Below are 13,314 nucleotides of genomic sequence, written 5' to 3' on the forward strand. Positions count from 1 at the left end.
CAGTGGGTCCCCCTGCGAACTTCTAACAACTTGGAGGCAACGATGAAGATCCGGTATTACGTGATGGCATTGATGGTGCCGTTCGTCACACTGCTGACGCACGCGGCAATCACCGGGGTCAGTCCGATGACGACCCTCAGCAACATGGCATCGGCGGTCTCCGCGGCCGTCGCCGATCCGCTCCCGCTGCAAGGGCCGGGCCTCGGCAACCTCACCTACACCTCGGCCGAACTGTTCAAGCCGGTGTCGATGATCACCAGCCCCAACCACCCGCTCGACCCGGCGCACAGCAGCGCCTACGAATCACGCGAGGTGCCCGCCACCTACCCGGGCCGCAAGGACTACGGCATGAACGCGGGCCTCATGGTCAACGGCTACTTCCTCACCTCCTTCGCGCCGGACAGCGGCCTCGGCCCGGGCGGCTTTTTGCTGTACGACGTGTCGAACCCGCGCCAGATCCAGCTGGTCAAGAAGATCTACGAGCCCGATGACGCTACAGGTGGTCGCACCAAGGAGTTCCGCGAAACGCACTCCTTCGGCACCGCGAAGATTGGCGGCAAGACCTACGTGGTGCTGCCCAGCATCAACGGCGTCGAGTTCTGGGACTTCACCGACATCAACGACATCAAGCAGGTGAAAAAGCTGGCGCTGCCCGGCGTCAACGCCGGCGACTACGAGAACGTCGCCTGGCAGCTCTGGTGGCAGGCGCCCTACCTGTACGTGGCGTCGGCCGGCCGGGGCATGTTCATCGTCGATGCGAGCGATCCCGCGAACGCTGTCGTCGCGAACCGCGGCGCCGGCAAACCCAATCCGGTGCCCACGGGCGAACTCGGCAATTTCCGGATCGGGCCGATCTTCACCATGGGCAATCACATGGTGCTGACCGCGATGGAGAGCAACGGCGGGTTCGCGAGCCTGGACATCTCCGACCCGCTCAATCCCAAGGTGCTCGACACGATCGTGGGTACCACGCCGTTCTACTACGCCACCTGCTTCGACGGCAGGAACCTGCATGCCTCGACGCGCGGCGGCGGCGCCAAGATGTACAGCTACGACCTGAGCGACCGCTCGCGCTTCGTGGCCGAGGACAACCGGCTGGTCATCGACGAACAGCTCTATTGCGCCACGCAGGACAACTACGTCATCCAGGGCGCGCAGACGCGCATCCACAAGGTCGACGTGAGCAATCCGCTCAATCACGTGGAGGTGGGCCGCGGCAGCATCCTGCGCGAGGACGACCCGAACTTCTCGCATTCGGACAACGGCCAGGTCGCGATGTTCGGCAACCTCGTCTTCGTGGGCAACGACCACGGCTCGGGCAGCGGCTTCGTCGTGCACTCGGTGGACCCGGACATCACCAAGCCTGAAGTGAAGCAGGTCTCGCCCACCAACGGCGCGAAGCAACAGGCCCTGACCTCGCGCATCGGCCTGGGCATGACCGACAACATCCGGCCCGAGAGCGTGAACGCCAACACCTTCATCGTGCGCCCGGTGGGCGGCAACACGCTGGCGGGCACCTACAGCGCGCAATTGGGCATCATCAACTTCCACCCCGACCAGCCGCTGCAGCCGGGCACGAGCTATGAAGTGTTCCTGCCCGCCAACGGCTTGAAGGACTATGCGGGCAACGCGATCGGCGCGGACTACAAGTCGACCTTCAACACCGGCAACGCGACCGACATCAACCTGATGCACTACTGGACGCTGGCGGGCAACCTCTCCGACCAGATCGGCAACAACAACGGCACGCCGGTCTCGGGCGACGCGTTCGAGAGCATCGGCATGAACTTCGCGAACCGCACCGCCGGTGTGCCGCTGAAGAACGATTCCGTGGCCACGGTGCTCGGCGGTACCGCATCGCTGAGCTTTTACATGAAGACCACGCAGGCAGGCGGACCCAACTCGTGGACCGCGCCCGGCATCTTCGGGCGCGACCAGTCAGGCGGTGCGGACGACGTGTTCTGGGGCTGGCTGGACAACAGCGGGCGCATCAAGCTGTCGGTCGGCAACGACGGCGGCACCACCTCCACCGCGGCGGTGAACGACGGCAACTGGCACCACGTGGTGCTGACGCGCGATGCGGCCTCGGGCGCGCAGGCGGTGTACGTCGACGGCGTGAAGACCACTTCGGCGGGCCTCACGGGCAACAAGGGGCTGTCGAACAAGTTCAGTGTGCTGGGCCAGATCCAGGGCAACACCGCGCTCTTCAAGGGCACGCTGGCGGAGGTGCGCGTCTACGGCCGCGTGCTCACCGACACCGAGGTGAGCACGCTGCGCGGGCAGGCCATCATCGGCGACCCGGGCATCGGCGGCGGGCCGAAGCTGGTCAACGGCCAGCTGGTGTTCAACCCCGGCACGCTCGGCAGCAGCGGCGCGCAGTTCCGCTGGAACTTCGGCGACGGCACGCAGACCGCCTACTCGAGTCAGCCGAACTACACCTACACCTACACGCGCCCCGGCCACTTCACGGTGACGCTGACGGTGAAGGATGCGAGCGGCCGCGAGACCTTCTACACCTACAACCTCACCGTGATCGTGCCGCTCACGGCGCGGGCACCCACGCACACCACCAACATCGCGGGCGATGCGAACTCGGTGTACTCGGTCAACCCCGACAGCGGCACGGTCGCCGCCATCGATGCGCAGACCCTGGCCAAGCGCTGGGAAGTGCGTGTGGGCGAAGAACCGAAGACGCTGGCCGTCGCCCCCGACGGCCGCATCTGGGTCACGGTGCAGGGCGAAGACAAGCTGGTGGCGCTCAACGCGGCCGACGGCAGCGTCTCGGCCACCGTGCCGCTCGCCTATGGCAGCGGTCCCTACGGCGTGGCCTTCACGCCCGATGGCACCAAGGGCCTGCTGACGCTGGAGAGCAAGTCGGTGCTGATGAGCTTCGACCCGAGCAACGGCGCCACCACCGGCGCGGTCGCGCTCGAAGGCAACCTGCGCGGCATCGCCGTCAACTCCGACGCGCAGGTAGCTTATGTCACTCGCTTCAAATCGAAGATGACCGGTGGCCAGCTGCACAAGGTGAACCTGCAGAGCATGAGTGCGATGACCACCATCGCGCTGCCGGTGGACACCACCACGGTGGACACCGAGAGCCGTGCACGCGGCGTGGCCAACTACCTGAGCCAGGTGATCATCTCGCCGGATGGCACGCGGGCGGTGCTGCCTTCGAAGAAGGACAACATCGTGCGCGGCAAGTTCAGGGACGGCAACAACCTGGTGCACGACCAGACGGTGCGTTCCATCCTCTCGCAGGTCAACCTGCAGACGGCCGCGGAGGTGTTCGGCGAGCAGATCGACTTCGACGACCGGGCACCGGCACGCGCCGCGCTGTACTCGCCGTCGGGTGACTACCTGTTCGTCGCGCAGATGGAGGGCAACCGCGTGGCCATCGTCGATCCGTACAGCCGCTCGGTGCGGGGCGAGATCAACGCCAGCAGCGCGCCGCACGGCCTGTACCTGGACGCGGCGAGGAAGCGCCTGTTCGTCAACAACTTCCTCGCGCGCTCGGTGTCGGTGCACGACGTGGCCTCGGTGCTGGCCTCGGAAACCGCGGCGCCGACCTTCCTGCAGAACGTCTCGACGGTCGCGCAGGAGCCGATGGCGGCCGCGGCGCTGCGCGGCAAGCAGGTGTTCTACAACGCGTCGGACCGGCGCATGAGCAAGGACAACTACATCTCCTGCGCGAGCTGCCACGCGGATGCCGGCGATGACGGCATGGTGTGGGACTTCACCCAGCGCGGCGAAGGCCTGCGCCGCACCATCAGCCTGATGGGACGGCGAGGTCTGGGCCACGGCAAGCTGCACTGGACGGCCAACTTCGACGAGGTGCAGGACTTCGAGAACGACATCCGCAACGAGTTCGGCGGCGTCGGCTTCCTCACCAACGCGGACTTCACGGCCACGCAGGACCCGCTGGGCGCACCCAAGGCCGGCAAGAACGCGCAGCTGGACGATCTGGCGGCCTACCTGACCTCGCTGAACAAGTACATGCGCAGCCCGGCGCGCAACGCCGACGGCAGCCTCAGCGTCGACGCGGCGCGGGGCCAGGCGCTGTTCGCCTCGGCGCAGTGCGTGACCTGCCACACCGGTGCCACCTTCCGCGACGGACAGCGGCACGACGTGGGCACCATCCAGCTCTCGTCGGGCAAGGGCATGAACCAGCCGCTGGCGGGCGTGGGCTTCGACACGCCGACGCTCGTGGGCACCTGGAACACCACGGCCTTCTTCCACAACGGCCAGGCGGCCACGCTGCAGGACGTGCTCGCCAGCGGTCACGGCAACGCCAGCAGCCTGCCGGCGGCCGACGTGGTGGCGATTCGCGAGTACGTGCGGTCGCAGGACACGGACCCGACGCCGACGATCACCCGGATCCGTTCGAACCTCAGCAACCTGTGCGTGAACATCAAGGCCGTGTCGACCACCAGCGGCGCGACGGCGGTGCAGTGGCCGTGCGGCAATGCGAGCAACGAGCGGTTCACGGTGACGAGCCTCACGGGCGGCTACGTGCAGTTCAAGGCCGAGCACAGCGGCCTGTGCCTGGCGCAGAGCGGCACCGCGACGACGAACGCGGCGGTGGTGCAGCTGGCCTGCTCGGCCGGCGACACGACGCAGTGGAGCATGGTCGGCGGCACCCTCAAGAACCGCGCCTCGGGTTCTTGCCTCGACGTGCCGAACAGTTCGACGACGCAGGACACGGCGCTGATCACCTGGACCTGCAACGGCGGCAACAACCAGAACTGGACGCAGCTCCCCTGAGCGTTTGACGTTCCCCTGAAAGCCGGCCGCTCACCGCGGCCGGCTTTTTTCGTCCTGGGCATGACCTCCGAGGTCATGGACCGCGCGCACCCGTTGCGGGAAAGTACGTCCATCGATCAACCAATCACCAGGAGAAAACACCATGACCGGCTTCAACATCCTTCCCCTCGCAGTCGCCCTGCTGATCGGCATCGCAGCGCTCGGCTCGTGCCTGGGCATCGGACTGGTCGGCCAGAAGTTCCTGGAGAGCACCGCGCGCCAGCCCGAGATGGTCGACGTGCTGCAGACCAAGTTCTTCCTGATCGCGGGCGTGACGGACGGCGCGTTCATCATCGCAACGGGCATTGGCCTCTGGTTTGCGACAGCAAATCCCTTCGGCTGAACGGGTGCCGGGCCTCTGAAAAACGGGGCCCACGCACCAGGAAGTGACACGATCCACTGGCACCATTCGTGCTAGCACCGTTGACACCAAATCGTTTATGGTTAAAGTATTTAGCTATCAACGGTTCGATGTCGCCGGTGCTGCATGACGCGGTGCCGGTGCGTCGTTTCATCCTTCCTCCCTCGGAGAACCCATGAGCCACCTGTCCCCGAAGTCGCCCGCGCTGCCGCGCACCCTGCTCTCGCTGCTGCTCTGCGGTGCAGCCCTTGGTACTGCGGCGTCGGCCATGGCCGCCCCCGTGAAGGTGGGCTTGGCCCTCGACATCTCGGGGCCTTTCGCGGCGTTGGGCGCCGAGGCGCGCGACGGTTTCGCGCTCGGCATCAAGCAGCTGAACGGCAAGCTCGGCGGGCAGGATGTGGAGTTCGTGCAGGCCGACATGGCCGGCAGCCCCGACCAGGCCAAGCAGCTGGTCGACCGCATGATCCAGCGCGACAAGATCGACATCTTCAGCGGCCCCATCGGCTCCAACGTGGCACTGGCCGTGGGCCCGACGCTCTTCAACGCCAAGGTGCCCTACCTCTCGGCCAACGCCGGCCCGAGCCAGTTTGCCGGTGCGCAATGCAATGCGTATTTCTTCGGCACCGCCTACCAGAACGACCAGTTCCACGAGGCCGCCGGCAAGTTCGCGCAGGACCGCGGCTTCAAGAAGACCGTGCTGATCGCCCCCAACTACCCCGCCGGCAAGGACGCGCTGGGCGGCTTCAAGCGCCAGTTCAAGGGACAGGTGGCCGACGAGCTCTACACCAAGCTCGGCCAGATCGACTACGCCGCCGAACTCGCGCAGCTGCGCGCGGCCAAGCCCGACTCGATCTACTTCTTCCTGCCCGGCGCGATGGGCATCAACTTCATCAAGCAGTTCGTGGGCGCCGGTTTGTCGAAGGACATCACGCTCGTGACCAGCGGCTTCTCGGCCGACGAGGACGTGATCGGCGCCGTCGGCGAGCCGATGCTCGGCTTGTTCAACACCTCGCACTGGGCGCACGACCTGGACAACCCCGCCAACAAGGCGTTCGTGGCCGCGTTCCGCAAGGAATACAACGGCCGCTACCCGTCGGTGTACGCGGCGCAGGCCTATGACGCGATCCTCGCGATGGACGCGGCCGTGAAGCAATCGGGCGGCAACGCGCAGAACCGCGAAGCCGTGGTGGCCGCACTCAAGAAGGCCAACTACGCCTCCACGCGCGGCGCCTTCAAGTACGCGAACAACCACTACCCCATCGAGAACTTCTACCTGCGCGTGATCGGCAAGGATGCGCAGGGCAAGGTCACGAACAAGCTGATCAATACGGTGCTCACGAACTACGGCGACTCCTACGCCGACAAGTGCCCGCTGAAGTAAAGCTCGCCCTCAGGCTGCGCGGCACTTCGTGTCCGCTTCTCCTTCCCCCTACCGGGGGCAACACCTGAGGCCCGGCAAAGCCGGTTCCTCGGTGTTTCTCGAATGAAAACGCGGGCAATCGTTGTGATCCTATGAGTGGAATTCTTGTTCTCGAGCAGCTGCTCAACGGCCTCGGCTACGGCCTGATGCTGTTCCTGCTGGCCGCGGGCCTCACGCTGGTGTTCGGCATCATGGACGTGCTGAACCTCGCGCACGGCTCGCTGTTCATGTCGGGAGCGTACGTGGCGGCCGAGGCGCACACGCGCACCGGCTCGTTCACCGCCGCCATCGTGATCGCGGTGGCGGTCACCGTCGTGGTGGCGCTGCTGCTCGAAGTGCTTCTGATGCGTCGCCTCTACACCCGCGACCACCTCGCGCAGGTGCTCGCCACATTCGGCGTGATCCTGGTGGCCGACGACATCGTGACGATGGCCTGGGGCCCCTCGCCGGTGATGGCGCCGACGCCCGCCGCGCTCTCGGGCCCGGTCACCCTGATGGACGGCCTGCCCTACCCGGCCTACCGCCTCGTGATCCTCATCGGCGGTCTGCTGGTGGCGCTCGCGCTCTACCTCCTGGTGAACCACACGCGCATCGGCATGCGGGTGCGCGCGGGCGCATCCGACCGGCCGATGGCCGAGCTGATGGGCGTGCGCGTGGGCCGCATCTTCAACGGCGTGTTCCTGCTCGGCGCGGCGCTCGCGGCACTGGCCGGCGCGCTGATGGGACCGATCGTTGCTGTGCAGGTGGGCATGGGCGAGGCCATCCTGATTCCGGCACTCGTCGTGCTGGTGATCGGCGGCATCGGTTCGGTGCGCGGCGCCTTCGTGGCCGCACTGCTCGTGGGCGTGGTCGACACCATCGGCCGTGCGTTCGTGCCGATGCTCCTGCGCGCCACGCTGCCGCCCGCCACTGCGGCGGACCTCGGGCCGCTCTTCGCCGAAGTCGCGATGTACGCGCTGATGGTGATTGTTCTGATCTTCCGGCCCTCGGGCCTCTTTTCGGCGCGCGCATGAAGCTCTCCTCACGCTCCATCGGCCTCGGGCTGGTCTTCGTGCTGCTCGCGGCGTTCCCGCTGGTCGCGCCGCTCTTCGGGCTCGACTTCTACATCGGCTTCGTGCGGCGCGTGCTCGTCGTGGCGCTGGCCGCGGCGAGCCTCAACTTCATTCTCGGCTTCGGCGGCATGGTGGCGCTCGGGCATGCGGGCTTCATCGGCATGGGCGCATACACCGTGGTGGCACTCAGCGATGCGGGCGTGATGTCGGCCTGGGTGATGTGGCCGCTGGCGGCGCTGGTGGCGGGCGTCGTCGCCGCGCTGATCGGCACGGTGGCGCTGCGCACGCGCGGCATCTACTTCATCATGACCACGCTGGCCTTCGCGCAGATGCTGTACTTCGTGGTGGTGTCGCTGCGCCGCTATGGCGGCGACGACGGCTACACGCTCATGAGCCGGCCCACGCTGCTGCCCGGGCTCGATCTCGGCAACGAATCGAACTTCTACTGGGTCGTGCTGGTCATCGTAGCGCTCGCGCTCTGGTGGCTGCACCGCGCGACGCAATCGCGCTTCGGCTATGCACTCATGGGCATCCGCGACAACGAGACGCGCATGCGGGCGCTGGGCTATCCGGTGTTCCGGCTGCAGCTGGTGGCGTTTGCGATTTCCGGCGCCATTGCCGGGCTGGCGGGTGCGCTTCTTGCTGGCGGCAACGGCTTCGTCAGTCCCGCGACGATGCACTGGACGCAATCGGCCACGCTGCTGGTGATGGTGGTGATCGGCGGCCTCGGCCGCAGCTGGGGCGGGCCGGTCGGCGCCGTCGTCTGGCTGCTGCTCGAGGAGTTCTTGAAGCAACACACGGAGCATTGGCATATGCCGCTGGGATTGTTGTTGATCGCTGTCGCGCTGTGGGCACCCAAGGGGCTTGCCGCCCTCTACAAGCGCCGCCTGCCCCTCACCCCAACCCTCTCCCCAGAGGGGAGAGGGAGCAAAACACCATGAGCCTTTTCAGAATCGAAGGATTGGTCAAGCGCTTCGGCGGCCTGCTGGCCACCGACCATGTGAGCCTCACCGTCGAACGCGGCGAGGTGCATGCGCTGATCGGCCCCAACGGCGCGGGCAAGACCACGCTGGTGAACCTGATCACAGGGCTCCTGAAGGCCGACGCGGGCCGCATCCTGCTCGACGAAATCGACATCACGAAGCTGCGCGACCACCAGCGCGTGGCGGCCGGCATGTCACGCTGCTTCCAGGTGACGCGCGTGTTCGCCAAGGAAACCGTGCACGACAACCTCATGCTCGCGGCGCAGGCCCATGCGGGCAGCAGCCTTCGCTTCATGGCGCCGCGTGCGACCGAGCGCGACCTGGTGCAACGCGCCATCGCACTGGCCGACCGCGTGGGCCTGGGCAGCGAGCGCGATCGCATCGCGGGCACGCTGCCGCACGGTGCGCAGCGCGCACTCGACGTGGCGCTCGCGCTCGCGGCCGAACCCAAGCTGCTGCTGCTGGACGAGCCGATGGCCGGCATGGGCCCGGACGAATCGGCGCGCATGGTGGACCTGATCGAATCGCTGCGCGAATCGATGGCCATCCTCCTGATCGAGCACGACATGGATGCGGTGTTTCGCCTCGCCAACCGGCTCACGGTGCTGGTGCAGGGCCGCGTGCTGATGAGCGGCACGGCCGACGAAGTGCGCGGGCATCCCGACGTGCAGGCGGTGTACCTCGGTACCGAAGCAGAAGGACACGCATGAGCACGGCGACCACAACCAAGACCTTGCTCGACGCGAAGTCCATCGAGGCCGGCTACGGCGCGAGCCAGGTGCTGTTCGGCATCGACCTCACGATCGGCGCGGGCGAAGTGCTCGCGCTGCTGGGCCGCAACGGCATGGGCAAGAGCACGCTGCTGAAGGTGCTGACCGGCACGATCTCGCCGATGCGCGGCGACGTGCATTTCGGCGGCGACGCCATCGGCGGCCACAAGCCCGATGCGATTGCGCGGCGCGGCGTGGCCATCGTGCCCGAGGGGCGCCATGTATTCCCGAACCTCAGCGTCGACGAGCACCTGCGCGCCTTCGCACGGCCGCGCCCCGGCAGCGCACCGCGCTGGACGGTCGAGGCGCTCTACGGTCTGTTCCCGCGCCTGGCGGAACGCAAGGCAAACGCGGGCAACCAGCTCTCGGGCGGCGAGCAGCAGATGCTGGCGATTGCACGCGCGCTTTCGACGCACCCGCGCCTCCTGATCCTCGACGAAGCCACCGAAGGCCTCGCGCCGGTGATCCGCGAAGAGATCTGGCATTGCATCGCCACGCTCAAGTCCGAGGGCGAAGCGATCCTGGTGGTCGACAAGTACGTGCAGCGCCTGCTGCCGCTGGCCGACCGGCATGTGATCCTCGAACGCGGGCGCGTCGTGTGGCGGGGCGACTCGGCCGCGCTCGATGCCGACCGGTCGCTCTGGACGCGCTACCTGGGCGTGTAGCCCGCCTTCACTCCCGCGGGCGGCACGCGAGGAAGCCGGCCCACCGCACGTCCTTGCGGCCGATCCACTGCGTGTCCCATTGCAGGCGCAGGCCCGCCGCTTCGAGCGCTTCGGCGAACCGGTCTTTCGCCCAGTAGACGGTCTGGTAGTCGCCGTTCGTCTCGCCTTCGCCGATGCGCATGCCCGCGAGGAAGACCCCGCCGGGCTCGAGCGCGTCGAACACCTTGCAGAGGACCGGTGCGACCTGCTCACGATCGACATGGATCAACACGGCCATCGCGAGGATGGCGCTGTAGGGCCCGCCCAACGCATCCGTCACGACATTGAGCAACTCGCCCTTCTTGCCGCGCTCGGCCTGCAGGTCGAGAAACGCCTGCGCCGCATCGGTGCGCCTGACGACGCCGCCCAGGGACTCGATGAAGTCGGCGTCCTGCCCCGATCCGGAACCGATCTCGAGCACGGAGGCGCCGGCGGGCACGAGCTGCATCATCCGGCGCACCGCATCCTCGATTTCGGGCGGCCGGTGGCCCGCCACGATCGCGTTGTATTCGCGCGCGGAGTCTTCGTAGGACTGGATGGTGCGATCCATGTTCTTCAACACCGAGGCGGGAATTTCCATGAGCGCCTTTCCGCTCCATCGGACATCCGACGGGAACCGGGAAGGCTAGGTCCGGGGCACCACCCGGCTCATGGGGAAAACCACCTAAGACCCATGCATTACACCGAGCGCGTGATGCCGCCGTCCACGCGCAGGTTCTGCCCGGTGATGTAGCCCGCGCCTTCGGAGGCAAGAAAGCCGATGGTGGCCGCGATCTCGGCGCTGCGCCCGTAGCGGCCCATCGGAATGCGCTCGCGGAACACTTCCTTCTCGGGCAGGCTGTCGATGAAGCCGGGCAGCACGTTGTTCATGCGCACGTTGTCGGCGGCGTACTTGTCGGCGAAGAGCTTGGTGAAGGCCGCAAGGCCGGCGCGGAACACGCCCGAGGTCGGGAACACGGGGTCGGGCTCGAACGCGGCGAAGGTGGAGATGTTGATGATGGTGCCGCCGCCCTGCTTGACCATCAGCGGCGCCACGAGGCGGCTGGGGCGCACGGCGCTCAGCAGATAGACATCCATGCCGCGGTGCCAGTCTTCGTCGGTGATCTCGAGGATCGGTGCGCGAGGGCCATGACCTGCGCTGTTGACCAGCACGTCGACGCGGCCCCAGGTGTCGGTCACCTTGTCGACCAGGCGCCTGATGTCGTCGTTCGACTGGTTGGAGCCGGTCACGCCGATACCACCGAGCTCCTGGGCCAGCGCTTCGCCCTTGCCGGACGACGAGAGGATGGCGACGCGAAAGCCGTCGTCCGCGAGCTTGCGCGCTGCTGCGGCGCCCATGCCGCTGCCGCCGGCAGTGACGATGGCTACTTTCTTGGGTGCTTCTGAAGACATTCGGGGTCCTTGGTTTGAATTCATGCAAGGGGTGCATTTGGCCAAGATTTCGGGGCGGGTGCACAGGCCACCGGGTACTCCCCTCCGCGAATGTCCTCCGGCCTGCGGCCTCCCCCTTGATTTCGCTGCGGGGAGCACCCGATGCCCTGCGCACTTGGGCACGCTCTGAGTGAACAGCCGATCAACGACCGCTCTGAAAGCGCTCGCGCTGATGGTGGGCTCTGTTTCGCGAAATCAAGGGGGAGGCGAAGCCGGGGGACATTCGCGAAACAGAGCCCACCGTCGGCGCGAGTGCCGCCCTGAACGGACTTAAGCGACGGCCGGCAGCGTCGCTTGCATCGACGTCCGCTGATTGAACACCTCGAACCACTTCGCCGTGTTCGGCGCATCGCCACGCCAGTCGACAGCCGGAAACCGAAAGTCCATGTAGCCCAGCGCGCAACCAAAGGCGATGGTCCCGATATCCACGCGGTCGCCGAACGACGGCGCCGCCGTTTCGAGCCATTCGAGACCGGTGCGCACCTTGGCGAGTTGGCCTTCGGTCCAGTCGTTCCAGCGCAGGGCTTCGGGTCGAAGCATGGTTTCGTAGCGCGCGAGCAGTGCGGCGGCTGTCATGCCGTCGGCGAGGGCCAGTTCGGTGAGGCGGGCCCAGCGTTCGGTGCCATCGGTGGGAAACAGCTCACCCGAATGCGTAGCGTCGAGGTATTCGCAGATCACGCGGCTGTCGTACAGAACCTGCCCGTCGTCGCACAGGAAAGTCGGCACCTGGCCGAGCGGGTTCTTCGGGAGGATGGTGGCGTCGCGCTTCACCGGGCCGGCCGCGCTCGGCAGTTTCTCGATGCGGTCGGCAATGCCGAGCTCGTGTGCGACGACCATGCACTTGCGCACGAACGGCGAAGCGGGCGAGTGGAAGATCTTCATTCGGTGTGTCCTTGGGTTGCGGGTCTCTCTCAGCGCACGATGCGCAGCATGCCCTCTTGCGCCGTGGACGCCACGAGCCGCCCGTCGCGCGTGAACAGGCTGCCGCGGCACAGGCCCCGTGCACCGCTCGCGCTGGGCGAATCGAGCACGTAGAGCAGCCAGTCGTCCATGCGGAAATCGCGGTGGAACCACATCGCGTGGTCCAGGCTCGCGGGGCGCACCTGGCCGCTCATGAAGCTCAGGCCGTGCGGCAGCATCGCGGCGCGCAAGAGGCCGTGGTCGGAGGCGTAGGCAAGCAGCGCGCGGTGCACCACCGGATCGTCGGGCAGCGGCGCGATGGCGCGCATCCAGAGGGCGCTTTCCGACGGCCGCACGATGGGCGTGAGCAGGTCGTCGGCCTCGACGCGGCGGTACTCGATGCCGTGCGGCTCCAGGCCCTTGATGCGCCAGCGCTCGGGCAGGCGGTCGCCGAGCGCGAGGCGCTGGTCGAGTTCGCTCACCAGACCTTCGGGGCCTTCGACGGCGGGCATCGCAAGCTGGTGTTCGACGCCGTCGTCCACCGTCTGGAACGACGCCGACATCTCGAAGATGATCCGCTCCCCCTGGCGCGCCACCACGTGGCGGGTGGTGAAGCTGCGGCCGTCGCGCACGCGGTCGACGCTGTACTCGATGGGTGCATGCTCGCCTGGCAGCAGGAAATAGGCATGCATCGAATGCACCGGCCGGTCGGCGCCGACCGTGAGGCTCGCGGCCGCGAGCGACTGGCCGAGCACCTGGCCGCCGAAGACGGCCGGCGTGCCGATGTCTTCGCTCTGGGCTCGAAAGCGGTCACCGCCGAGCGGTTCGAGCTGCATGAGGGCGACGAGTTCGTCGACGAGGCGGGCGGCGGTGGCGGGATCGGTGGTCAT

Annotated in this window: 11 protein-coding genes; 7 read left to right on the forward strand and 4 right to left on the reverse strand. The window is 67.1% G+C overall.

The features are described from left to right. The first annotated feature begins 42 nt into the window (after positions 1 to 42). The 7 genes from NU688_RS28985 to NU688_RS29015 all read left to right on the forward strand — a co-directional run bounded on the left by NU688_RS28985 (position 43) and on the right by NU688_RS29015 (position 10,054). On the forward strand, positions 43 to 4,764 hold the full coding sequence (locus tag NU688_RS28985) for an RICIN domain-containing protein (RefSeq protein WP_257864289.1): 4,722 nt from the start codon (positions 43 to 45) through the stop codon (positions 4,762 to 4,764). Between the two features lie 142 nt (positions 4,765 to 4,906). Next, positions 4,907 to 5,146, forward strand: coding sequence for a F0F1 ATP synthase subunit C (gene atpE, locus NU688_RS28990; protein ID WP_013538854.1), 240 nt, complete (start codon positions 4,907 to 4,909; stop codon positions 5,144 to 5,146). A 193-nt stretch (positions 5,147 to 5,339) separates the two neighbouring features. Next, the gene (locus NU688_RS28995) at positions 5,340 to 6,545 is read left to right on the forward strand and encodes an ABC transporter substrate-binding protein (protein WP_257864290.1); all 1,206 of its coding nucleotides are present in this window, start codon (positions 5,340 to 5,342) and stop codon (positions 6,543 to 6,545) included. Positions 6,546 to 6,676: 131 nt separating this feature from the next. Then, positions 6,677 to 7,597: a branched-chain amino acid ABC transporter permease gene (locus tag NU688_RS29000; protein ID WP_257864291.1), complete on the forward strand. Its 921-nt coding sequence runs from the start codon at positions 6,677 to 6,679 to the stop codon at positions 7,595 to 7,597. Beyond that, positions 7,594 to 8,577, forward strand: coding sequence for a branched-chain amino acid ABC transporter permease (locus NU688_RS29005; RefSeq protein WP_257864292.1), 984 nt, complete (start codon positions 7,594 to 7,596; stop codon positions 8,575 to 8,577). The genes NU688_RS29000 and NU688_RS29005 overlap by 4 nt, the downstream gene beginning before the upstream one ends. Further along, on the forward strand, positions 8,574 to 9,329 hold the full coding sequence (locus NU688_RS29010) for an ABC transporter ATP-binding protein (protein WP_206176804.1): 756 nt from the start codon (positions 8,574 to 8,576) through the stop codon (positions 9,327 to 9,329). Before NU688_RS29005 ends, NU688_RS29010 begins: the two co-directional genes overlap by 4 nt. Beyond that, entirely contained in the window at positions 9,326 to 10,054 is a 729-nt protein-coding gene (locus NU688_RS29015) for an ABC transporter ATP-binding protein (RefSeq protein WP_257864293.1), read from the forward strand. The genes NU688_RS29010 and NU688_RS29015 overlap by 4 nt, the downstream gene beginning before the upstream one ends. A 7-nt stretch (positions 10,055 to 10,061) precedes the next feature. On the opposite strand, the gene NU688_RS29020 is transcribed toward NU688_RS29015, so the two are convergent. The 4 genes from NU688_RS29020 to NU688_RS29035 all read right to left on the reverse strand — a co-directional run bounded on the left by NU688_RS29020 (position 10,062) and on the right by NU688_RS29035 (position 13,314). Beyond that, positions 10,062 to 10,673, reverse strand: a complete 612-nt coding sequence (locus NU688_RS29020; protein ID WP_257864294.1) for a class I SAM-dependent methyltransferase — start codon at positions 10,671 to 10,673, stop codon at positions 10,062 to 10,064. Between the two features lie 98 nt (positions 10,674 to 10,771). Further along, positions 10,772 to 11,485 (reverse strand): SDR family oxidoreductase, encoded by a 714-nt coding sequence (locus tag NU688_RS29025; RefSeq protein WP_257864295.1) that lies wholly within the window; start codon positions 11,483 to 11,485, stop codon positions 10,772 to 10,774. A gap of 309 nt (positions 11,486 to 11,794) precedes the next feature. Next, a complete protein-coding gene (locus NU688_RS29030; RefSeq protein WP_257864296.1) occupies positions 11,795 to 12,406 on the reverse strand; it encodes a glutathione S-transferase in 612 nt (203 codons plus the stop codon). A 29-nt stretch (positions 12,407 to 12,435) separates the two neighbouring features. Next, positions 12,436 to 13,314, reverse strand: coding sequence for an acyl-CoA thioesterase II (locus tag NU688_RS29035; protein ID WP_257864297.1), 879 nt, complete (start codon positions 13,312 to 13,314; stop codon positions 12,436 to 12,438).

It is taken from the genome of Variovorax sp. ZS18.2.2 (assembly GCF_024701975.1).
Classification (GTDB): Bacteria; Pseudomonadota; Gammaproteobacteria; order Burkholderiales; family Burkholderiaceae_C; genus Variovorax.